Origin of the sequence: Nocardioides sp. NPDC006303 (assembly GCF_040613175.1) — a bacterium.
GTDB lineage: Bacteria > Actinomycetota > Actinomycetes > Propionibacteriales > Nocardioidaceae > Nocardioides.
Genome location: NZ_JBEXRR010000015.1, coordinates 13,748 through 34,794, shown reverse-complemented (window position 1 = coordinate 34,794; position 21,047 = coordinate 13,748). Strand labels below are relative to the sequence as shown.

Sequence of the window (21,047 nt, the reverse complement as noted above, 5' to 3'; positions counted from 1 at the left end):
AAAGTACGGTCCAAATCCTCTGGTCTAGTACTTTCCATAGTCCATGTGTTCCGCCCTGCAGATCGACCGACAGAAAATAGGCTCGGAGGGGCGTTCACCTATTGCGAGGGCACATCTGAGCGTGCCAGACTGGCGGCGCTCCGCTGCTCGTGATGTCGGTCGTGAATGAGGACCCCCCCATCTCATCCAAGGAACGCTCCGAGCAGCGGAGTCCAAACTTCGGAGCCCCTACGGCCTGGTCGTAGGGGCTCTCGCATTCCCGGCGGCGCCCCGAACATCCCCCGGGTTGTCGTCCATTTGGGTCATGCGACATACCCACCCCGGTAGCTAGCGTCGTCCTCGTGCAGAGCGCCCCCGAGCAGCAGCACCAAGCCGCCCTCGTCGGCCGAGACCCGGAGCAGGTACGCCTGGCCGCACTGCTGAGCCGTACGCGGAACGGCAAGGGCGGGTCGATCGCCGTCCTCGGCGAACCGGGCATGGGCAAGTCCGCGCTGCTCGCCGCAGCCACCACTGGCACGAGCCTTCGGGTGGTCCGGCTCGACGGCTACGAGTCCGAGTCCGACATGGCGTTCGCCGCGGTCCAGCGGCTGGTGACGTCGCTGCACCCCGAGTGCGAGACGCTCCCGGAGCAGCAGCGCCGCGCCCTGCTCGTCGCCTCGGGCGAGGCGGAGGGACCGCCGCCCGACCGCTACCTGGTCGGCCTCGGGGTCCTCGGGCTGCTGGCCGCCGCGAGCAACGGGCACGGCATCGTCTGCACGATCGACGACGCCCACCTACTCGATCCGGAGAGCCTGGACGCGCTGGCGTTCGTGGCCCGCAGGATCGCGGTCGAGCGCGTCGCGGTCGTGTTCGCCGGCCGCGACGAGGCCGGCCTGGCCGATCACCTCGGTGGCGTACCCCAGCTCGCGCTGACCGGCCTGGACACCGACGCCTCCGTGCGGCTGCTGAATCGCGCGGCGGCGGAACCGCTCCCGCCGTCGGTGGCCCTGGCGATCGCCCAGGCCACCGGCGGCAACCCGCTCGCCCTGATCGACCTAGCGGGCGAGTCGCTGGTCCACGAGCTGCCGGACCTGGGCATGGCCGGCGAGCCCGTCCCCGTCGGCCGCCACCTCGAGGCCCACTACGTACGCCGCGTACGCCAGGCCGACCAGGCGGTCCAGACCTGGGCGCTGCTGGCCGCGGCGGACTCGACCGGCAACATCGACCTGCTCGCCGCTGCGGGCGCAGAGCTCGGCCTCACCCTCGACGACGCCGACCGCGCCGAGGTCGCCGGGCTCGTCCAGCTCAGCCCGACCGTACGGTTCCGCCATCCCCTGGTGCGCTCGGCGGTCTACAACGCGGCCTCGGGCGTCGACCGACGCCGGGTCCACCGTGCCCTCGCGCACGCCGCCGACCGGGCGGACCTGACCGAGGCGGAAGCGTGGCACGCGGCGCGGGGCGTCGTCGGGACCGACGAGGAGGTCGCCGCACGGTTGGACCTGACCGCGGACCTGGCGGCCCGTCGCGGCGGCCTCGTCTCCTGTGCGCGTCTGCTCGCCCGTGCAGCCGAGCTGAGCCCGCCGGGCGAGGCACGAGCCGTGCGGCAGGTCGGCGCCGCGGAGGCGGCGCTGGCCGTCGGCGCCGCGCACCTCTCGCAGCGGCTCGTCGAAGACCTCGACGAGGAGTCCGCCGGCACCGTCACCCGAGGCCGCGCGCTGCTCATCCGCAGCTCGCTGACGCTGCTTCGCGCCGAACGGGACGGGGTGATGAGCGGAGCGGCCGACCACCTGCGGGCCGCCGATCTCTTCCACGGGCTCGATGACGTACGCGAGCAGGACGCCCTCCTCCGGGCCTTCGACCGATGCGCGAGCGCCGACCGGCTCATGACCGGCGTGACCCAGGCCGAGCTGGGCCGGCGGATGCTCGCCGGCGCGGACCTGGACGGCCGGTGGTCGGTCGTGCTGCGCGGGCTGGCCGCCTTGATCCTGGAGCCGTACGACACGGCGCACCCGAAGGTTCGCGCGGCGTTCGACGCGGTGCTCGCCCTGCCCGATGACGAGATCATGTACTTCGGCAGCGTGATCGGCGGCCTCGGTGCCTACCTGTGGGACGACGAGGGCCGAGCCGCCGGCCTCGACCGCGCCGCACGGGCCGCACGCGACCGAGGCGCCCTGCTCGTGCTCGACACGCTGCTGTGGATCATGGCGCTCTGCGAGGTCTACGGCGGCTCCCTGCACCGGGCCGGCCGCTACGTGGAGACGCATCGGGAGGTACGGGTCGCGATGGGCTACGGGGACGCGAACGTGCCCAACGTCGCGGTGATGGCCTGGTCCGGCGAGCCGCGCGAGCTGGTGGAGGCCGTCGCAGACGGCGCCGGCGCAGTCGGGTTCGGCGGCGTACAGTTCTCGGGGATCGAGGGTCTGGTCGCGCGTGACCTCGCGGACCGGCGCTACCAGGACGCCTACCAGCGCCACAAGCCGCTGGTCGAGGAGCCGTTCCTTCAGGTCACCCCGATCTGGTACGCCGACTTCGTCGAGTCTGCCGTACGCTCCGGCCACCCAGACGTCGCACAGCGAGTCGCTCAGGACCTGGCGAGCCGGGCGGCGGTGAACGGCATGCCGTGGTGCGAGGGGGCAGCCGAGCGTGCGCTCGCTCTGGTGAGCCCGGACGACGAGGCGGAGGCCCACTACCTCGCCTCGATCGCGGCCCTGCACAAGACGCTGGCCGAGACCGAGCTCGGCCGGTCGTACCTGCTCTACGGCGAGTGGCTCCGTCGCCTCCGGCGCCGCCGCGAGGCGGCCGAGCAGCTCCGGCTCGCGCTGCGGCACCTGCGCCACAGCGGCGCCGAGATCTTCGTCCCGCGAGCTCTCGCCGAGCTCGAGGTCCTCGGCGTCCGGACCGACGAGGTCGTGAACGCCGAGGCGGCCCCGCCGCTGGAGCTCACCACCCAGGAGCACACGATCGCGCGCCTGGCCGCGTCCGGGCGTACCAACGCCGAGATCGCCGCCAACCTGTTCATCAGCCCGAACACCGTCGACTACCACCTGCGGAAGGTCTTCCAGAAGCTCGGCATCTCCTCTCGCCGCCAGCTGACCGACCGCCTGAACGCCTAGGGCTACACCGGCAGACGGAGCGGCACGCCCGGTGCCGGCCAGCGGAAGCGGTCTGCGATCCCAGGCGGAGCATCGGCCAGGTCGGCGATGATCCGGTCCCGCCCCTGACGAAAGTGCGACCAGCCCTCGTAGTGCACCGGCACCACCGTTACCGGGTCGAGCAGCCCGCACAGCTCGACCGCTTCCCGACCGCCCATCGTGTACGCGAGCGGCCCGGTCACCGGGAACCCGACACGTCCGAGGTGCATGATCGCGGTCCCGACGTCGACCCGGGTCGCGACCTCGCCGAGACCGCCGTAGAGCACCGTGTCCCCTGAGACCCAGACGGCGCCGCGCTGTTGCCCCTCCCAGGTCAGGGAGAAGCCGATGACATCACCGACGATCGGTCTGCTGCCGCGGAAGCCATGACGCGCGGGAGTCGCGGTCACCGTGACCGTCGGACGACCCGGCGCCTGCAGCACCGTGGTCTGCCACGGCCGCAGACCCCGGACCGACCGGCCCAGGCCCGACCTGGTGAGTCTGGTCGCGCCCGAGGCGGTGGTGGCCACCACCCCGACGTCCGGAAGCAGCGCCCGGCCGGCATCGTCGAGGTTGTCGGCGTGATGGTCGTGGGTGAGCAGGACGGCGTCGATGGGGCCGATCTCGGCGGCGGGGACCGCAGGACCTGCGGTCTTCCGCGAGGACGTCCCCCAGCCGAACCGGTACGTCCGGCCGGGGGCGTCGAAGGTCGGGTCGGTCAGGATCCGCCACCCGGCCACCTCGAGGAGGGTCGTCGGCCCGCCCACATGGGTGAGGGTGAGGTCCATCGCGTGCCTTCAGGACGCGGTGGGCTCGGCGGCCCCCCGCTGTACGGCGTGGGAGAGCGCCCACTCGAGCGCGTGGTCGGCGATCTCCTCCCATCCCGCGCCAGCGACCATCAGGTGCGGCCGGCTCTCGTACGTCTCGTGCTCGGTGACCGTGCCTTCGCCCTTGTAGTGCTTGACGTTCGAGGCCTGCACCGACGGCGGCATGATGTGGTCCTCGGACCCGGACAGGAACAGCAGCGGCGCGCGGTCGGCGTTCTTGAAGTCGACCCAGGCGCCCTGGTGACCGGGCTGGAAGTTCGCCAGCACGGAGTCGAACAGGACGCGACCCGAAGCCGGGATGTGGTAGCGCTCGTAGAACGCCAACGACTCCTCCTCGGTGTAGGTGTTCGTGAAGGCGTACCTCCACTGCTCGGCGTCGAACCCGACGGCGCGGTGATGGTTCGCGGGGTTCTTGAGCACCGGGAAGACCGAGCGCAGCTGGCTCCACGGCGTGGCCCGGACGCCCTCGGTCGGAGCGGAGTTGAGGACGACGCCCGCGGCTCCGTAGCCGTGGTCCATCACGACCTGCGTGAACGAACCGCCGGCCGAGTGGCCCATGATGATCGGTGCGGTGTCGAGCGTGTCGAGGAAGGCCTCCAGGTGGGAGACGATCGCCTCCAGGGTGAGATCCGCGATCGGGGTCGGGTCTTCGCGGAGGGCCTCGACCTCGACCTCGAAGCCCGGGTAGGCGGGGGTGTGCACGGTGAAGCCGTTGGCCTCGTACCGGGCCTTCCAGTTCTCCCACGACCGGGGTGTGACCCAGAAGCCGTGGATCAGGACGATGGTGTCCGGGATGCTCATGTCAGGTTCCCTCTCGGGTGCTGGGGCTGGGACGCTCCGATCGTCCATCGGGTCGCGATGCCTCCGGACCACGTGGACCACGTAGTCCCGGGACTACGCGGTCCACGTGGTCCGCGGAAGCGGGTGGACGCGCGAGGCTCGTAGGGACAGGACCCAACCGACCGTGGGAGGAAGCCGATGCCTTACATCACCGCCGACGACGGCGCCCAGATCTTCTACAAGGACTGGGGCGACACCGGAAGCCCCGTGCTGCTCAGCCACGGCTGGCCGCTCAACGCCGACGCCTGGGAGGCCACCGCCCTCTTCCTCGCGGAGCACGGCCACCGAGCCATCGCCCACGACCGCCGGGGACACGGCCGCTCCAGCCAGACCTGGTCGGGCAACGAGATGGACACCTACGCCGACGACCTCGCCGGCCTGATCGACGCGCTCGACCTGCACGACCTCACCCTCGTCGGGCACTCGACCGGAGGCGGTGAGATCGTCCGGTACGTCGGGCGGCACGGCACCGGCCGCGTCGCCGGGCTCGCCCTGGTCTCGGCGGTGCCGCCACTCATGCTGCGGACCGAGGACAACCCGGACGGGCTACCCCTCGAGGTCTTCGACGAGATCCGTGCCGGGGAGCTGGCCAACCGGGCCCAGCTCTACCGCGACCTGGCCGACGGGCCGTTCTTCGGGAACAACCGGAACGGCGACGTTCCGCAGGGCTTCCGCGACGCCTTCTGGCTCCAGGGCATGGCCTCCGGGCACCGTGGCGCCTACGAGTGCATCGCGGCCTTCTCCGCCACGGACTTCCGACCGGACCTGGCCAAGATCGACGTGCCGACGCTGGTCGTGCACGGCGACGACGACCAGATCGTGCCGATCGACGTCGGTGGCCGCCGCTCGGCCGAGCTGATCGACGGCGCGGAGCTGAAGGTCTACGAGGGTTCCAGCCATGCCCTCCCGGACACCGATCGCGACCGGCTGCACGCCGACCTGCTGGCCTTCATCGACCGCTGACCGGTCTACGGCACCCTCGCCCGCCAGGCCGGGGTCCCGTGCTTGCTCTCGACCAGCGCCGCGGCCTCGTCGATCGTGGCCTGGTCGAGGCCGACGTACGCCGCCCCGAAGCTCTGCTCGAACTCCGCCAGGAGGGCGTCGATGACCTTCTCGCGGCTCAGCCCGGTCTGGGAACGGATCGGGTCGACGCGCTTGGCGGCACTCCGGGTGCCCTTGTCGGACATCTTCTCCCGGCCGATCCGGAGCACCTCGAGCATCTTGTCGGCGTCGATGTCGTAGGCCATCGTGACGTGGTGCAGGACGCCGCCGGGGATCCGCTTCTGCGCGGCGCCGGCGATCTTGCCGACCGGCGAGGCGATGTCGTTCAGACCGGCGTAGGCGGCCTCGATGCCGACGCTCCGCAGGCCGCGCAGCACCCACTCGTCGAGGAAGGCGTACGACTCCTGGAAGGACATGCCGGCCACGAGCGTGTCGGGGACGGCGAGGCTGTAGGTGATCGTGTTGCCCGGCTCGATGAACATGGCGCCGCCACCGGAGATGCGGCGTACGACCTCGATGCCGTGACGCTCGGCGGCTGCCTCATCGACCTCGTTGGAGATCGACTGGTAGCTGCCGATCACGACCGCGCTGCTCGCCCAGTCCCAGAACCTCAGGTTGGGGGCGCGGCGACCCTCGGCGACCTGGCGGACGATGACCTCGTCGAGCGCCATCTGCATCCGCGGCGACAGCGGCCCGGTCTCGACGATCTCGAGGTCGAGGTCGTCCCAGGTCGTGGCCCGGCCCAGGGCCCGCAGCACCGTCAGGGCGACGTCGCGGGTGCCGAAGCCGACCAGCTCGGCGTCACGGGCGGCGGTGTCGAGCACCGCGGTCAGCTGGTCGAGGGAGACGTCGACCGACTGCCCCTCCAGTGCCTCGGTCAGCCAGCCCAGCGCCTCGTCGGGTTCCAGGAAGAAGTCGCCCGAGAGGACGACGTCGATGATCGTGTCAGCGGAGACTGTCGCGTCGACGACGACCAGCTTGCCGCCGCGTACCTTCCGCTCGCCATGCACTCTTTCGCTCACGATTTCTCAACACCGTGAGCGCCCCGAATCATCCCGGCTAGACGGCCGCTCCGCACGAGCCGGCGGTGTCGGCCAGGCGGGTCAGACCGACGGGTCCGACGAGCGGGCGCGGGTCCTCGGCGAGCGTCCAGGCCCCGTCGATCAGGACGTAGTCGCCCCGGACGTCACCAGCCAGAAGAGCGCGTACGCCGGCCACCAGCCGGTCCACGTCTGCGACCGAGGTGCCGATCCCGATGCTCGCGCGGACCGCACCACCGGTGAGCCCGAGGCGCTTGAGGAGCGGCTGGGCACAGAAGCGGCCGTCGCGTACGCCCAGGCCGTGCTCGGCGGAGAGGTAGGCCGCGACCCGGCCGGGCTCGATCCCGTCGACCGTGAACGTGACGACCCCGACCGGCTCCTCCGAGTCGGGCCAGAGCCGCAGGACATCCACACCGTCCAGTGCGGACAGGCCGGCCACGAGACGCCCCCTCAGTGACGCCTCGTGGCGGTCCAGCTCGGCGGGCTCGAGGCCGCCGAGAGTCGTGCAGGCGGCGGCCAGCGCGGCGGCGCCGATGACGTTGGGCGAGCCGCCCTCGTGACGTGCGGGCGCGGGCTGCCAGGTGGTTTCCCCCGCCTCAACGTCATCGACGGCCCCTCCTCCGGCGAGGTAGGGGGTGCCGACGTCGAGCCAGTCGCGGCGCCCGACCAGGGCGCCGGCGCCGTAGGGGGCGTAGAGCTTGTGGCCGGAGAGGACGACGTAGTCGGCGCCGGTCGCGGCCAGCGAGAAGTGGCGGTGGGCGAGCAGCTGGGCGCCGTCGACGAGGACCCGGGCGCCGTGGGCGTGGGCCAGGGTGACGATCTCGGCGACCGGCAGCGCCTCGCCGGTGACGTTGGAGGCGCCGGTGATCGCGACCAGGGCGAAGCTGTCCCGGGCCAGCTCGCCGGCGAGGGCGTCGATGGTGCCGGCGAGGGTGTCCCGGCCGGCGACCACGGTCACACCGGCCTCGACCCGGCGCCACGGGAGCAGGTTGGCGTGGTGCTCGATGTCGAGGACGAGCACCCGGCCCGGTACGCAGCCGGCGAGCAGGTTCACCGAGTCGGTGGTGTTGCGGGTGACGACGGTGACGTCGTCCTCGCGGGCGCCGACATAGGCGCCGATCGTCGCGCGCGACTCCTCGTAGAGGGCGGTCGAGACCTGGGACAGGTAGCCGGCGCCGCGATGCACCGAGGCGTACCAGGGCAGGACCTCGGCCACCCGGTCGGCCACGCTCTGCAGCGCCGGCGCCGAGGCGGCGACATCGAGGTTGGCGTACGTCGTGGTCGTTCCGTCCAGCAGCGGGACCTGCGTGTTCGAGCCGACGAGCGGAAGCAGGGACATGGGGGCACCCTTCGGGTCATGGCTCCCCAGGGCTGCCCCGGCGAAGCACGCGCTTGCCCGCGCCACCTCGGCGAGGGCCTGGTCGTCACCCGGAGCACCCCACCGCGTGGGAGGGTTGCCCGCCAGCAAGCCGGGGCTTCGCGCTGGCAGTCGTGACCTTCGCCGATGATGGTGCCGGAGACGGAGGGTGCCCCGCAAGGCGTACGTCTCGATCTATGGACGCTCGTCCTACATATTGGACGACGACTAAGTGGTCGAAACGGCGCGAACCGGCAGGATCAGCGCCGAAGGATGCTCGGGATCGTGGTGGACCGTCTGGTCGGCAGCCAGGAGCGTCGTGGCGGTGGCGAGCGGCTCCCCGGTCCCGGGATTACGGGCGTAGCGCGGGAAGGCACCGCTGGAGACCTGCACGCGGATCCGATGACCGCGTTTGAACAGGTACGCCGTGGGCCAGAGCCGCACGGTCGCGCAAGTGAGCTCATCGGCGCCCGTCAGACTGGTCAGTCCGTCGCAGACGTTGTGGGAGCGGCCCTCTTCATCGACATCGCAGAGCCGGACGAAGACGTCGGCGTACCCCAGGCTCGACCGGAACCAGATCTCGGCACTCACCTCGCCGACGACCTCGACGTCCTCGTCGAGCAGGGTTGTGGTGTAGGTCAGCACGTCGGATCGGGCCTCCACGGCGCCGTTGTCGACGCGGCCACCGCTGCTGATGCTGATGCCCCCGGCCGCCGGGGTCGGATCGGCCGGGTCGTAGCGATAGCGGTCGGGATCCGAGTCACCCGGGGTGCTGACCGACAGGCCGCCACCACTCTGGAGGTGGAGATGCTGGGGCTCATAGCCCTTCGGTGGCCAGGTCTCGAAGTCGCGCCAGGCGTCATCGCCCATCACGAACAGCCGCACCGGCGCCCGCTCGGCCGGCTCCTCGCCGCGCGCGTACGCCAGGCCGAAGTCGACCGCTTCGGCCGCTCCAGGAATCGTCAGGTCCACATGGGTCCAGGGCCCGACAGTGAGCCGGGCCGGCTTGCCGGCGTCTTGAAGAATCGCGAAGTCCCGCAGCTGACCCGGGAGGAAGACGTCGTACCAGCCGCCGATGGAACTGACCGGGACACGCGTGCCGGCGACCCGATGGCGGTGGTCGATGCCGTCCCAGTGCGGATCGTCGGCATCATGGGCGAGAACGTCCTGGATGTACTGCGAACGCCGGCCCGTGGCCGCGAGGTCCATCTCCTGCAGGGGCAGCACGCGCAGGGCAGCGGCAGTCTTCTTGGTCTGGGCGTTCCTGCGGAACATCGCAAAGGGGCGCTCCTGGGTGGCGACCAGCGCGCCCCACTCGAGCGGCAGCTCCAGCGAACGACCGTCGGCGCGCATGAACTCACTCGTCAGCGCCGACTCGGTGACCACCGGGATCATGGCCTTGACCTGCGGCGGCAGGCTGTCGGCAACCGCCCACTGCACATAGCCCAGGTAGCTGATGCCGACCAGCACCATGGAGTCGCCGAACCATGGCTGCTCGATCACCCAGTCCAACGTGTCCAGGCCGTCCTCGCGCTCCTGGAGCATGGGATCCATGACGCCACCGGAACCGAAGCCGCCGCGGACGCTCTGGATCAGCACCTGGTAGCCGCGCTCGGCGAGCGGGCGGGCCATGATCGCGCCGAAGAAGCCAGAACGGCCATACGGACACCGGATGAGCGCGGTCGGCAGGCCCTCCGGGCCGCCCTTCGGCACCCAGCGATCGGCCAGGAGCTCCACGCCGTCCCGCATCGGAACGCGCAGGTCGCGTTCGACGACGACCCGCCGCGTCAGCGGCTCCGGAAGCTTCATCTGGCGCTGGATGATGTGGCTGACCAGGCTCATCGGTCGGTCTCCTTCTCGGAAGCTGTGGTTCGGCGCAACGCGCCGGTGATGACGCCGAGCAGCCCGATGAGTCGGTCGGCGAGGCCCTCAGGGTCGAGCGGGTCGTCCGCGTCGGTCACCCAGGCGTTGACGACGGTGGCCCCGCCGCCGGTGACGAAGACCGCCAGGTCATCGAGCTGCTGCGGGTCGTACTCCTCGGCGAACTGCGCATCGATGGCACGTCGGTTGACCGGGATGATCAGGCCGCTGAGTGCCTTGGTCAGCGCGTAGGCGCTGGAGCTGTTGAGCATCGCCCGGTAGAAGACGCGATGCTCGGCGAAGTGCCGCGTCATGGCCAGCGCACGCTCGCGCCCTTCCGCCGACGCTTCTGCGAAACGTGGCAGCAGCTCTGTCCTGGCCAGGTCGAGCGCGGCTTCGAGCAGCAGGGCGTCGCGATCGCCGAAGTGCTGGTACACCAGCTGGCGACTCACGCCTGCCGCCGCCGCGATGTCGGAGATCGGAATCGCTGCCGTGCCCCGTTCGGTGACCAGCGCGATCGCGGCCTGGATCAGCGCTGCCCGCGAACGCCGGACGCGGCGATCCTTGGCAGGGGTGGCCGCAGCCAGCTCGAACTCCATGAGCGTGATCCTAGACACGTGTTAATTAATGCACAAGTGTCGCGAAATGCTAGAGGCGTACGCCTCGGCTCACCTCACGGACGGCCTTCCCAGGGGTTGCCGCCGCCTCCCCAGCCGTCCTCGCCGTCACCCTCGCCGTCGCAGGTGCCGAAGAACTCCGAGACCGGGTCGCACTCCTCGCCGTCGTCCTCTTCCTCCGGCGGAGCGGGCGGAGCGATCAGCTCCTCCTCGTGTCCGGTCTCGGGATCCTGGCCGTCGACGTAGACGGGCTCGGGGAAGTTCTCGACCTCCTTGCCCTCCATGGCCTTCGCCATGATGGCCGCCCAGGTCTCGGTGGGATAGTCGGCGCCGAAGTAGGACGGCATCCAGCCGCCGTCGAGCTTCCCCTCACCGTTGCCGCGCGAATAGCGGACCGAGGTGGCGATCTGCGGCGTGAACCCGACGAACCACGACGAGCAGACGTACTGCGCGTTGGTGCAGGTGCCGGTGCCGGTCTTGCCGGCCACCGGCCGGCCGATGCTCTGGGCCTTCTGGCCAGAGCCGCTCTGCACCACGCCCTGCATCGCGTACGTCACGTCGGCGGCGATGTCCTCGGAGATCGCGTGCCGGGCGTTCTTCCGGCCGTTCCAGCTGTAGAGGACGTTGCCGGCGCGGTCGCGGACCTTCTTCACCACGTGTACGTCGTGGCGGTAGCCGCCGTTGGCGATCGTGGCGTAGGCGTTGGCCATGTTGATCGGGCTGACGTTGGCGCGGCCGAGGGCGATCCGGTCGTCGGCCTTGTGATCGAAGTCGGTGGTGGTGCTGGGGATCCCCGGGAACTTCGGGTCCGCCTTCGCCGGGGCGACCCCCGCGGCGACCGCGGTGTCGTAGATCGCCTTGCGGCCCGCCTCGGGGCCACCCATCGACTCGGTCATGTCGATGTAAGCCGTGTTCACCGACTGCTCCATCGCCTTGAGCATGGTGATGTATTGGCCGTAGTCCATCCCGTCGGCGATCCCGGCCTGCTCACCCTCGTTGACGACGGGTCGGCCGGTGTAGGTCGTGAACGGCGAGTCACCCGCCCACGTCGAGTTCAGCGAGTAGCCCTTCGCGATCGCCGCGGCGGTGGCGAAGGCCTTCATCGTCGACCCGGCGTGACCACCGGTCGCGGCCCAGTTGTGCTGGCTGTCGAGATAGTCCTGGCCACCGTAGAAACCGAGCAGAGCTCCGGACTCGACGTCGACCGAGGCGGTCGCCACGTGCAGGGCGTTCTTCTGCTCGGGGTCGCCCTTGACGTACGCCTTCCGGTTCTTCGGCTTCACGGTCTTGGCCGCGGTCGCCGACGCCTTCATGACCTTGGGCGAGAGCGTCGCGGTGATCCGGAGGCCACCGCTGTCGATCTTCTCCTCGGTGAACAGCGGCTTGCCGTCGGCTCCCTTCAGGCCGAGCAGCTCGGCCTTGATCATGGTGAGCGCGTGGCCGCGCTGGCCGCCGAGCCGGCTCGGCACCGTCTTCGCGGGGAACTTCGGCAGCGCGTCCTTCACCTTGTCGGCGTCGGCCTGCTTCAGGTAGCCGAGGTCGACCATGCCGGAGAGGACGTACTGGTAGCGGCCGAGCAGCTTCTCCTCGCCACGGAAGGTGCTGCTGGCGGGGTCGAAGCCGGCCGGGTTGTTGAGGATGGCCGCGAGCGCCGCCGTCTCCTGGAGCGAGAGGTCCTTGGTGGACTTGGCGAAGTAGGCCTTCGCGGCCGCCTCGATGCCGTAGGCGCCGCGGTTGAAGTAGATCGTGTTGAGGTAGTCGGTGAGGATCTGGTCCTTGCTCTTCTGCCTGGTCAGCTTCAGGGCGATGACCGCTTCCTTCAGCTTGCGGGAGTAGGAGCGCTCGGCGCTGAGGTAGTAGTTCTTGACGTACTGCTGCGTGATCGTGGAGGCACCACCCGAGGTGCCCTCGGTGGTGTTGGAGAACGCGGCTCGCACGATGCCCTTCACGTCGACGCCGCTGTTCTCGTAGAACGTACGGTCCTCGGCGGCCACCACCGCGTGCTTGACGGTGTCCGGGATCTCGTCGGCGTCGAGCTTGATCCGGTTCTGGTCGCCGTCCTGGTAGCGGCCCAGCTCGGTCTTGCCGTTGCCGTAGTAGACGAAGGACGTCTCGACCTCGAACGCGGCGTTGGGGTCGGGCACCTTGATCCGGTTGTAGGCCACGATCGCCGTCACCGACCCGATCAGGGCGATGGCCAGGAACCCGACCAGCGCCACCTTCGCGGTGACCTTCCCCCAGCGTCGCCAGCTCGTCGAGGTCTTCGAGGACCCCGATGTAGACCCCGTGGCCGTCGAACTCCTGGCCGTCGACCTCTTGGCCGCCGCCCACTTCTCGGCCGCCCAGACCTTGGCCGGCTCGGCCCTGGCGAGCCAGTCCCGGGCGGCGGACGGCTTGGGTGCCGCCCGACGCGCGCCGGGCCTGCTGGGCATGGTCCGGGGCGGCTCGGCCGCGATCCGTGGAGCGGGCGGCGGAGGCGGCCGCCACGACGGCGGCGGACCGGTCGGACCCTTCGGAGGCTCGACGCTCCGGTGTTCCATTGCTCCACCTGACCTAGGCAACTGACTGCGGCGGCCGTTGATCCTACCCGGGTGGGTATGACAACGGAGGCCGACCCCGAACGGGGCCGGCCTCCGCGTCAAGCCGTACGCCTCGGCGTACGGCCTCAGGTCCCCATGATCAGCTGAGCTTCAGGTCGAAGCGGTCGTTCTCCATGACCTTGACCCACGCCTTGACGAAGTCGTTGACGAACTTCTCCTTGGCGTCGTCGGCACCGTAGACCTCCGCCAGGGCGCGGAGCTCGGAGTTGGCACCGAAGACCAGGTCGACGCGGGAACCGGTCCAGCCGTTGGAGCTGGTGTAGGTCGCCTCGTCGGCGGACGGGGTCCACTGCTGGTCGTAGTCGAGCAGGTTGACGAAGAAGTCGTTCGTCAGCGCGCCCGGGGTCTTGGTGAAGACACCGAGGTCGGAGCCGTCCCAGTTGTTGCCGAGCACGCGCAGGCCGCCGACCAGGACCGTGGCCTCGGGGGCCGAGAGGCCGAGGAGGCTCGCCCGGTCGATGAACAGGAACTCGGTGGGGAGGTTCAGGAACCCGGAGTCGTAGTTGCGGAAGCCGTCGGCGACCGGCTCGAGCCAGGCGAAGTTCTCGGCATCGGTCTGCTCCTGGGTCGCGTCGACGCGGCCGGCGGAGAACGGGACCGTGACGTCCTGGCCCGCAGCCTTGGCGGCCAGCTCGATGCCCACGCCACCGGCGAGGACGAGCACGTCGGCGAAGGAGACACCGGTCGCGGCCGCGATCTCCTCGTACTTCGCGATGACCGGCTTGAGCTCCTCGGGCTGGTTGACCTTCCACGAGACCTGCGGCTCGAGACGGATGCGACCGCCGTTGGCACCACCGCGGTGGTCGGACGTACGGTGCGTGGCCGCCGCCTTCCACGCGGTGGAGACCAACTGCTGCACGCTCAGACCGGACGCGGCGATCGCGGCCTTGGCGGCGGAGATCGCGGCCTCGTCGGTCGCACCGCCCTCAGCGGGGAGCGGGTCCTGCCAGAGCAGGTCCTCGGCCGGGACCTCGGAGCCGACGTAGCGGCTCTTCGGACCCATGTCGCGGTGGGTCAGCTTGAACCAGGCACGGGCGTACGCGTCGGAGAAGGCCTCCTGGTCGTCCCTGAACCGGCGGGAGATCTCGTCGAACTCCGGGTCCACGCGCAGCGCCAGGTCGGAGGTGAGCATGCGCGGCTCGCGCTTGCCCTCACCGTGCGCCTCGGGGACCATGTCGGAGCCCGCGCCGTTCTTCGGACGCCACTGCTTGGCGCCGGCCGGCGACTCGAACAGCTCCCACTCGTAGGCGTAGAGGATGTGGAAGAACTCGTTGTCCCAGCGGGTCGGGTGGTAGGTCCAGGTGACCTCGAGGCCCGAGGTGAGTGCGTCCGCGCCGACACCGGTGCCGTGGCCGTTCTTCCAGCCGATGCCCTGGTTCTCCAGCGGCGCGGCCTCCGGGTCGGGGCCGACCAGGTCGTCGGGGTGGGCACCGTGGGTCTTGCCGAAGGTGTGGCCACCGGCGATGAGGGCGACGGTCTCCTCGGAGTTCATCCCCATGCGGCGGAAGGTCTCCTTGATGTCCACCGCGGACTTCATCGGGTCGGGCTCGCCGTTGGGGCCCTCCGGGTTGACGTAGATCAGACCCATCTGGACAGCGGCCAGCGGCGCCTGCAGGTCGCGGTCGCCGGTGTAGCGCTCGTCGTCGAGCCAGACCTTCTCCGGACCCCAGTAGATGTCATCGTCGGACTCCCAGACGTCCGCGCGACCGCCCGAGAAGCCGAAGGTCTTGAAGCCGCCCTCCTCCATCGCCACGTTGCCCGCCAGGACCATCAGATCGGCCCAGGAGAGGTTCTTGCCGTACTTCTTCTTGACCGGCCACAGCAGACGGCGGGACTTGTCGAGGGAGACGTTGTCCGGCCAGGAGTTGAGCGGCGCGAAGCGCTGCTGGCCACGGCCGGCGCCACCGCGACCGTCGTGGCTGCGGTAGGTGCCGGCGGCGTGCCACGCCATCCGGACGAAGAGCCCGGCGTAGCTACCGAAGTCAGCCGGCCACCAGTCCTTGGAGTCGGTCATGACCGCGGCGATGTCCGCCTTGACGGCAGGCAGGTCCAGGGACTCGAAAGCCTTCGCGTAGTCGAAGTCCTCGCCCATCGGGTCGCTCACAGGGGCGTCCTTGGCGAGAATCTTCAGGTTGAGCTTGTTCGGCCACCACTCCTGGTTGGCACTGCCGGCGGTGGGGTGAACGCGGCCTGCGTTCATCACCGGGCACTTGCTCACGGCCTCTTCAGACATGAGATTCCTATCCGTTTCTGATCGGACTGGCTGCTGCCAGACGCTGTGATTCACATGTGTTGCGCCGGCCGATGACAAGCTCGACCGGCGCAGGCTCTACCCCTGGGACAGGCTGCAGTCCGCGCAGGTGCCCCAGTAGATGACCTCGGCCTCATCGACCGTGAAGCCGTTGTCATCAGATGCCGTCAGGCAGGGCGCATGGCCGACAGCGCAGTCGACGTCGGCGATCGCCCCGCAGGAGCGGCAGACCACGTGGTGGTGGTTGTCCCCGACCCGGGTCTCATAACGAGCCACCGAGCCGGACGGCTGGATGCGGCGTACGATCCCGGCCGCCGAGAGGGCGGCGAGGGAGTCGTAGACGGCTTGGTGGGAGACGTCCGGAAGCCGCTCGCGCACCGCTCCGAGAATCGTCTCGGTATCGGCGTGCGCGTTCTCGGTGACGGCCCCCAGAACGGCCACTCGCGGGCGAGTGACGCGCAGGGAGGCACCTCTCAGCAGCTGTTCGTAGTCCGCGTTCCCCACAACCCAGACACTACGCCAATTCTTGAATGAGTCAAGAAACGACGGGGAAATTTCTGGAGCCAATCAGCCCAGTTTCACGGTCTCCGGAGACTCGGGAGCCGGGCGGGTCGCGAAGCGGCCGGCCATCAGCGGGATCAGGACGGAGATGGCCAGCGGGATGAGGAACATCGAGCGCTCGCCGAAGACCTCGGCGACCCCGGCGATCAGGGAGGCGGCGGCGAGGTAGCCGGCGTAGTTGGCGAGGTTGACGCGCGCAATCGCGTCCTCGGCGTTGTCCGGGGAGATGTGGGCAGCGGCGACGAAGGACTGCGGCGGAACCATCGCCAGGCTGCCGCCGAGGACGGCGAAGCCTACGGCCGCCACGCTCCAGTGCGGGGCGACGACGATCAGGATCAGGGCGCCGACGCCGACGATGCCGCCGGTGCGGATCACCCGCTCGGCGCCGAAGTGGGCGACGAGGCGGTCGCCGGGGAGACGTACGGCCAGGAGCACCAGCTGGTAGGCGGCGTAGATCGCCGGCGCGACCGCCGCCGCGGCGCCCAGGCCGTCGACGACATAGATCCCGCCCCAGGCGGAGGCCGCCGAGTCGATGAACCACATCGCGAACGTCGGCACCGCGACCAGGAGGAGGGGCAGCCACGGCAGCGGGGGTCTCGTTCGCTGCGTACTGCTTGTCCTCTTCTCGGCCGCATCGACCGCCTCCGGCGGCAGCAGGAGCCGGAACGTGGCGAGGTTGGCGGCCAGGCCGATGACGGCGATCGGGATCATGTCCAGACCCAGAGGTACGCCGAGGGCGATCGTCACGGTCGCATAGACGGCACCGAGGACGGCCGCCGCGCTCCACATCGCGTGGAACCCGTTCATCAACGGGCGACCGTACGCGTCCTGGGTGGCCGTGCCCTGCATGTTCATCGAGGCGTCGACGCCGCCGAGGAAGAAGCCGTAGACGCCGTTGAGCACCAGCAGCGTCACCATCGTCGGCGCGAAGGCGGGCGCGACCGCGGCCAGCGAGGCGCCGCCGAGCATCAGCGAGAGGGTCGCGGCGCTGCCGATCCTGGTGGCGAGGTGACCCGCGACGACACTGCCGATCGCCCCGACCGCGGTGGTGATGCCGAGCACCACGAACACGTCGCCGGCGCTGAGGTCGAGCTTGGTCGCGATCGACTCGAGCCTGGTGATCAGCGAGGCGAAGGTCAGTCCCTGGATCGCGAAGGCGACGAAGACCGCCATCCGTGCCAGCTGGAGTCGGGTCATGGACGCGAAGTCTGCACCTTCACGCCCCGTTGGTCGAGCGTTTCAGGACCGCCCTCGCTGGTTGAGCCGCCGTCGTGAGGAACGAGCGACGGCGTGTCGAAACCAACACAGTCCCCGCGGCGCTCGATAGGACCGTGTTGGTCTCGACACGCCTCCGCCTAGCGGCTCCGGCGGCTCGACCAGCGGGGCGCAGGTCAGTTGCCCTTCAGCAGCCCGTCGAGGATCTTCTCGCCGTCCTTGCCGTCACCCTTGCCGAGACTGTCGAACTCCTCGCGGAGCTCCCGCATCTCGCGCTTGGCGCTCTCGCCCTTCTCGACGAGGTCACGGATCTGCTGGATCTGGTCCTCCCATTCCTGGGACTGACCCTCGTCGATGACGTTCCAGCCCTCCAGGTTCTCGCGCCAGCGGTCGAGCTTGTCGAGGCGGTTGAGAGTCTTGTTGTCCGACTTGTCGACAGGCTCATCAGCGGAGTTGTCGGCGTTGTCGGTGTTGTCAGAGTTGTCGGCGTTGTTGTCCGTGTTGTCGGAGTTGTCCGAGCTCTGGGACGTCTGGGCCTCGGCTGGCGCGGGCTCGTAGGCGGCCAACCAGGAGGCGGCGAAGACGCACGCGATCACGATCGCCACCGCCCCGAGCAGACGGCCGGTCGGGAACTTCCGTAGCGACCTCGGGCGCGGCCCGCGGACCGGAGGCGGGTTGCCGGGACTGGGCAGGACTCCGGTGCGGGAGTTGGCCAGCGCCATCGGCTCGTCGAGCGGGCGCGGCGCCATCGTCTGGGTCGGACGTGGCGCCTGCCCGCCGGAGAGCAGATCGGTGGCGTCGGGGTCGGCGCCGCTGAGGACATAGCCGAGCTCGTGACCGACCTGGTCCATCGAGGGCCGGGCGGCCGGGTTCTTGTCGAGCATCCGGGTGACCAGCCGAGCCAGCGGCGCGGGCACCGCCCGGAAGTCGGTGATGCGCGGCACCGGCTCGCTGAGGTGCATGTGCAGGATCTTGACCGGGTGCGGCGCGGAGTAGGGCACCTTGCCGGTGAGCATCTCGAAGAGCACGCATCCGAGAGAGTAGACGTCGGCGGGCGGCCCGACCGGGTCGCCGGAGGCCTGTTCGGGCGAGAGGTAGGACGGGCTGCCGATCACATGGCCCGTCTGGGTCAGCCCGGCGTCGACCCCCGTCATGGCGTACGCGATGCCGAAGTCGAGCACGGTCAGCCGGCCGTCACCGTCGAACATGAGGTTGGCGGGCTTGATGTCGCGGTGCACCACACCGGCCCGGTGGGCGGCGCCGAGCGCGCCGGCGACCTGTCGGGTGTACTCGACCGCCATGTCGACCGGCATCGCGCCACGCTGCTGCAGCGGCTCGGCCAGGGTCGGCCCGGGCAGCAGTTCCATCACCAGGAAGACGTCATTGTCGTCGCTGCCCGCGTCGAAGATCTTGACCACGTCGTCGTGGACCACCCGGGCGGTCGAGAGCGACTCACGGCGGAACCGTTCGGCCATCGTCGGGTCGTCCACATCACGCAGCAGCTTCACCGCGACGTCGCGGTCCAGGACGGTGTCACGCGCCCGCCAGACCTCGCCCATGCCACCGGCTCCGAGCAGCGTGAGTAGCCGATAGCGGCCGGCGATCGGGGGAAGCTCGTCCATGACGGAAATTATGCCGGGGTCACCCAGGAGCCGAAGAGCGGGATGCCCTCCCAGGCTCCTCCGCGTGCGACCGCCACCACCGCGTGCGGCCGGTCGAACCTCAGGTCGATCTGCCGCACCTTCGTCTCGCGCGGCGCCGCGGCGGCGGCCCGGACCATCATCCCGGTCACCGCGGCCGCCTTGAAGCCCTCACGGTCGTAGGACGCGACCGCCTTCTGCACACAGACGGCCTCCGTCTCCTCCTCGACCGCGGCCATCACTCCGCGGGCGATCTCGGCGACTCCCGGCGCGGACGAGAGGTCGTGACGGTCCTCCACGCTCCACTCCGGCAGGTGGCTGCGCCAGCGGTCGGGCGGAGCGCTGCCGAAGGCGGTGACCTCCCGGACCGTCCAGGCGTGCCCGTCCTCCTGGCCGGCATCGAAGGTGCGGTCATGGACCTCGCCGGCGTCGATCCTCCGGACGACCTCGTCGGCGGCCCGCCACACGTCGTCGGCGGACACGCCCTCCTCGGCGATCACGGAGTAGACCGAGATGCCGTCCTCGCTCGACGGGCTGGCGACCGCGACCGGGCCGGCGGCCTCTGTCGCCACCACCGCCTGGAATCCGTCCTCGAGCAGCAGCAACCCGTCCTCGCCCTCCTCCAGTTGCTCGCTCCAGCGTGGCGTCACCACCAGCGCGGAGGCGAGCACGAGCAGCGTCTGGGCGTCGATCTCGAGCGGGAACTCCTTGATCAGGCCGCGGGTGTGCTCATCGGCCCACGCGTCGAGCCCGGCCTGGTCCGGGAGCGGGTCGAGCATGACCGGCAGGCCCTTGGTCAGCTCGACACCCGACCGCAGCCAGCCGGCGACCGCCGCACCGATCGTGGGGTGCGGCGCCTCCAGCAGCGCGAGCGCGGCGGCCCGCGCGTCGGCCTTGTTCAGGCCCAGGATCTCGTCGGTCTCGGTCTCCGCCGCGGGCGCCAGCGAGGCGAGGAGCAGCCACAGACCGGCGTACGAGATCACCGGGGACTCGGCGGATCCGAGAGCGGATCGGGTGGTGGCGGCGTACGTTCGGACCGCCTGGGCGGCAGCGAGGGACAGGGGCGTCTGCGTTCCCGACTTCTCCATGCTCGAAGACATTACGGGGAGAGCCACGACAGGTGAGCCAAGTCACGATACAGTTATGTATCGAGCGAGGAGGCACCATGGCCAAGAAGTCGCGCACAGCAGGGCTGGACCCGGAGACCGAGTTCCAGGAGATCTCGAGGCGTCTGGGGCTCTACGAGTTCCCCTGGGACACGACTCAGGCGCTCAGCTTCGCACTGTTCCGGACCTACGCGGTGCCCTCGATCGGCCGGCTGCTGGCCGACACGCACCAGTTCACCGAGAACACCCAGAAGCGCTACGACGACACCGCGCTACTGCTGGAGGACGCGGCGATCGAGGACCTGGACAGTCCTCGCGGCCGGGCCGCGGTGCGGCGGATCAACCAGATGCACAAGATGTACGACATCTCCAACGACGACATGGTCTACGTCCTCTCCACGTTCGTGGTGATCCCCCGGCGCTGGAACCAGGAGTTCGGCTGGCGGCAGTCGACCCCCGACGAGCAGCTCGCCGCCCTGCGCTACTACCAGGCGCTCGGGAAGCGGATGGGGATCAAGGACATCCCGGCGACCTATGAGGAGTTCGAGCAGCTCCTCGACTCCTACGAGGCCGAGCACTTCGGGTACGACGAGGGCGGCCGTGCCGTCGCCGACTCGACCCTCGAGCTGCTGACGACCTTCTACCCGCGTCCGCTGGCGCCGATCATCCGCATCTTCTCGCTGTCGCTGATGGAGCCGCACCTGCTGGAGGCGTTCGGCTACCCCGAGCCCGGGCGGCTCGCCCGGACGCTGTCCCGCGGGGCGCTGAAGGCCCGGGCGCGCGTCGTCGCGCTGCTGCCGGCACCGCGGAAGCCCGCGTACGTCCGGGACATGCCCCGCGTCAAGAGCTACCCGCACGGGTTCAACACCGAGGACCTCGGCACCTTCGCGCCGGGCTGTCCGGTGCACCGGCCGGTCTCTGAACCTGTCGCCGGCACCAAGCCGTAGCCCACCCCTCCCCCGCACTTCACGCGGCCTTCACCGGGCACCGCTTCGCTGTTGTCGATAACCCCCATATCGAC

General features: G+C 70.1%; 16 protein-coding genes and 1 riboswitch. Of the genes, 4 read left to right on the top strand and 12 right to left on the bottom strand.

What is annotated here, in order from left to right:
* Positions 1 to 341: 341 nt before the first annotated feature.
* Positions 342 to 3,092 (top strand): AAA family ATPase, encoded by a 2,751-nt coding sequence (locus tag ABZY89_RS13610; RefSeq protein WP_355227887.1) that lies wholly within the window; start codon positions 342 to 344, stop codon positions 3,090 to 3,092.
* Between the two features lie 2 nt (positions 3,093 to 3,094).
* On the opposite strand, the gene ABZY89_RS13605 is transcribed toward ABZY89_RS13610, so the two are convergent.
* Positions 3,095 to 3,898 carry an MBL fold metallo-hydrolase gene (locus ABZY89_RS13605; protein WP_355227886.1) on the bottom strand — a complete coding sequence of 268 codons (804 nt, stop codon included), beginning with the start codon at positions 3,896 to 3,898 and terminating at the stop codon, positions 3,095 to 3,097.
* A 9-nt stretch (positions 3,899 to 3,907) separates the two neighbouring features.
* Positions 3,908 to 4,738, bottom strand: coding sequence for an alpha/beta hydrolase (locus ABZY89_RS13600; protein WP_355227884.1), 831 nt, complete (start codon positions 4,736 to 4,738; stop codon positions 3,908 to 3,910).
* Positions 4,739 to 4,915: 177 nt separating this feature from the next.
* On the opposite strand from ABZY89_RS13600, the gene ABZY89_RS13595 reads away from it, so the two are divergent.
* Positions 4,916 to 5,740 (top strand): alpha/beta hydrolase, encoded by an 825-nt coding sequence (locus tag ABZY89_RS13595; protein ID WP_355227883.1) that lies wholly within the window; start codon positions 4,916 to 4,918, stop codon positions 5,738 to 5,740.
* Positions 5,741 to 5,745: 5 nt separating this feature from the next.
* Here ABZY89_RS13595 and ABZY89_RS13590 read toward each other — a convergent pair whose 3' ends face one another.
* The 5 genes from ABZY89_RS13590 to ABZY89_RS13570 all read right to left on the bottom strand — a co-directional run bounded on the left by ABZY89_RS13590 (position 5,746) and on the right by ABZY89_RS13570 (position 12,872).
* A complete protein-coding gene (locus ABZY89_RS13590; protein WP_355227881.1) occupies positions 5,746 to 6,801 on the bottom strand; it encodes a biotin/lipoate A/B protein ligase family protein in 1,056 nt (351 codons plus the stop codon).
* A gap of 37 nt (positions 6,802 to 6,838) precedes the next feature.
* The gene (locus ABZY89_RS13585; protein WP_355227879.1) at positions 6,839 to 8,158 is read right to left on the bottom strand and encodes an aminotransferase class V-fold PLP-dependent enzyme; all 1,320 of its coding nucleotides are present in this window, start codon (positions 8,156 to 8,158) and stop codon (positions 6,839 to 6,841) included.
* A gap of 44 nt (positions 8,159 to 8,202) precedes the next feature.
* Positions 8,203 to 8,316, bottom strand: a riboswitch (SAM riboswitch).
* A gap of 88 nt (positions 8,317 to 8,404) precedes the next feature.
* On the bottom strand, positions 8,405 to 10,018 hold the full coding sequence (locus tag ABZY89_RS13580) for a CocE/NonD family hydrolase (protein ID WP_355227877.1): 1,614 nt from the start codon (positions 10,016 to 10,018) through the stop codon (positions 8,405 to 8,407).
* The gene (locus ABZY89_RS13575) at positions 10,015 to 10,635 is read right to left on the bottom strand and encodes a TetR family transcriptional regulator (protein ID WP_355227875.1); all 621 of its coding nucleotides are present in this window, start codon (positions 10,633 to 10,635) and stop codon (positions 10,015 to 10,017) included. Before ABZY89_RS13575 ends, ABZY89_RS13580 begins: the two co-directional genes overlap by 4 nt.
* Before the next feature lie 74 nt (positions 10,636 to 10,709).
* A complete protein-coding gene (locus ABZY89_RS13570; RefSeq protein WP_355227873.1) occupies positions 10,710 to 12,872 on the bottom strand; it encodes a transglycosylase domain-containing protein in 2,163 nt (720 codons plus the stop codon).
* On the opposite strand from ABZY89_RS13570, the gene ABZY89_RS13565 reads away from it, so the two are divergent.
* The gene (locus ABZY89_RS13565) at positions 12,847 to 13,218 is read left to right on the top strand and encodes a hypothetical protein (protein WP_355227872.1); all 372 of its coding nucleotides are present in this window, start codon (positions 12,847 to 12,849) and stop codon (positions 13,216 to 13,218) included. The genes ABZY89_RS13570 and ABZY89_RS13565 overlap by 26 nt on opposite strands.
* A gap of 114 nt (positions 13,219 to 13,332) precedes the next feature.
* Here the strand turns inward: ABZY89_RS13565 and katG are convergent, their stop codons facing one another.
* The 5 genes from katG to ABZY89_RS13540 form a co-directional block, all read right to left on the bottom strand.
* Positions 13,333 to 15,486, bottom strand: coding sequence for a catalase/peroxidase HPI (katG, locus tag ABZY89_RS13560; protein ID WP_355227871.1), 2,154 nt, complete (start codon positions 15,484 to 15,486; stop codon positions 13,333 to 13,335).
* Between the two features lie 96 nt (positions 15,487 to 15,582).
* On the bottom strand, positions 15,583 to 16,008 hold the full coding sequence (locus tag ABZY89_RS13555; protein ID WP_160028146.1) for a Fur family transcriptional regulator: 426 nt from the start codon (positions 16,006 to 16,008) through the stop codon (positions 15,583 to 15,585).
* 63 nt (positions 16,009 to 16,071) lie between these two features.
* The gene (locus tag ABZY89_RS13550; protein ID WP_355227869.1) at positions 16,072 to 17,262 is read right to left on the bottom strand and encodes an MFS transporter; all 1,191 of its coding nucleotides are present in this window, start codon (positions 17,260 to 17,262) and stop codon (positions 16,072 to 16,074) included.
* Between the two features lie 194 nt (positions 17,263 to 17,456).
* The gene (locus tag ABZY89_RS13545) at positions 17,457 to 18,902 is read right to left on the bottom strand and encodes a protein kinase (protein WP_355227867.1); all 1,446 of its coding nucleotides are present in this window, start codon (positions 18,900 to 18,902) and stop codon (positions 17,457 to 17,459) included.
* Between the two features lie 8 nt (positions 18,903 to 18,910).
* Positions 18,911 to 20,008, bottom strand: a complete 1,098-nt coding sequence (locus tag ABZY89_RS13540; RefSeq protein ID WP_355227865.1) for a hypothetical protein — start codon at positions 20,006 to 20,008, stop codon at positions 18,911 to 18,913.
* Between the two features lie 77 nt (positions 20,009 to 20,085).
* Between ABZY89_RS13540 and ABZY89_RS13535 the strand changes: the two genes are divergently transcribed.
* Positions 20,086 to 20,973, top strand: a complete 888-nt coding sequence (locus ABZY89_RS13535; protein ID WP_355227863.1) for an oxygenase MpaB family protein — start codon at positions 20,086 to 20,088, stop codon at positions 20,971 to 20,973.
* The last annotated feature ends 74 nt before the right edge of the window (positions 20,974 to 21,047 follow it).

Bases quoted from the DNA above. Each gene is read 5' to 3' on its own strand.
- ABZY89_RS13605 (WP_355227886.1), bottom strand. From the start codon at position 3,898: ATGGACCTCACCCTCACCCATGTGGGCGGGCCGACGACCCTCCTCGAG.
- ABZY89_RS13600 (WP_355227884.1), bottom strand. From the start codon at position 4,738: ATGAGCATCCCGGACACCATCGTCCTGATCCACGGCTTCTGGGTCACA.
- ABZY89_RS13595 (WP_355227883.1), top strand. From the start codon at position 4,916: ATGCCTTACATCACCGCCGACGACGGCGCCCAGATCTTCTACAAGGAC.
- ABZY89_RS13585 (WP_355227879.1), bottom strand. From the start codon at position 8,158: ATGTCCCTGCTTCCGCTCGTCGGCTCGAACACGCAGGTCCCGCTGCTG.
- ABZY89_RS13580 (WP_355227877.1), bottom strand. From the start codon at position 10,018: ATGAGCCTGGTCAGCCACATCATCCAGCGCCAGATGAAGCTTCCGGAG.
- ABZY89_RS13575 (WP_355227875.1), bottom strand. From the start codon at position 10,635: ATGGAGTTCGAGCTGGCTGCGGCCACCCCTGCCAAGGATCGCCGCGTC.
- ABZY89_RS13565 (WP_355227872.1), top strand. From the start codon at position 12,847: ATGGCCAGGAACCCGACCAGCGCCACCTTCGCGGTGACCTTCCCCCAG.
- katG (WP_355227871.1), bottom strand. From the start codon at position 15,486: ATGTCTGAAGAGGCCGTGAGCAAGTGCCCGGTGATGAACGCAGGCCGC.
- ABZY89_RS13550 (WP_355227869.1), bottom strand. From the start codon at position 17,262: ATGACCCGACTCCAGCTGGCACGGATGGCGGTCTTCGTCGCCTTCGCG.
- ABZY89_RS13545 (WP_355227867.1), bottom strand. From the start codon at position 18,902: ATGGACGAGCTTCCCCCGATCGCCGGCCGCTATCGGCTACTCACGCTG.
- ABZY89_RS13540 (WP_355227865.1), bottom strand. From the start codon at position 20,008: ATGGAGAAGTCGGGAACGCAGACGCCCCTGTCCCTCGCTGCCGCCCAG.
- ABZY89_RS13535 (WP_355227863.1), top strand. From the start codon at position 20,086: ATGGCCAAGAAGTCGCGCACAGCAGGGCTGGACCCGGAGACCGAGTTC.